Below are 515 nucleotides of genomic sequence, written 5' to 3' on the forward strand. Positions count from 1 at the left end.
GTTGATCGTTTGGGTGCGGGCCTTGACGGCGCTGGCGCGGGCGACGTGCAGCACGCGGATGGCCTCCACCGCCCCGTCGCGGGTCTTCGGGGTGGCGGTGGCCCGTCCGGCTGCGGCGGCCCGGGCGGCGGCGTAGGCGTCGATTGGGTCGGACTTACCCCGCCGGCGTCGCTCGGCCCGGTCGCTCTGGTTGATCTCAACCACCGTAATTGCGGCCTCGCGCAGGGCGGTGGCCAGGCCGGCGCCGTAGCTGGCCGTGCCCTCCACCCCCACCGCGTCGAGCTGGCCGTACGCGCTGACGAACGCGATCGCGGCCGTGTAGCCGCTACTCGTGGTGGGGAACTCCCGGTCACCCAGGTGGCGGCCGAGCTCGTCAACGACGGCTACGTGGATGGTGTCGCGGTGGGTGTCAGCGCCGGCGAAGACAACCCGGCTCTCATCGGTCATGCTGGTCACTAGCTGCTCCGATCACATGTGATCAACAGGGCAGCATGCGACCGGCCGGACGGGCGGAC

At 71.5% G+C, this 515-nt stretch carries 1 protein-coding gene; it reads right to left on the minus strand.

What is annotated here, in order from left to right; translation table 11 throughout:
• On the minus strand, window positions 1-447 hold a 447-nt coding region (locus tag ABD191_RS29160), incomplete at its 3' end, for an IS110 family transposase (RefSeq protein ID WP_344089220.1).
• Window positions 448-515 lie beyond the last annotated feature (68 nt).

It is taken from the genome of Luedemannella helvata (assembly GCF_039528415.1).
Classification (GTDB): Bacteria; Actinomycetota; Actinomycetes; order Mycobacteriales; family Micromonosporaceae; genus Luedemannella; species Luedemannella helvata.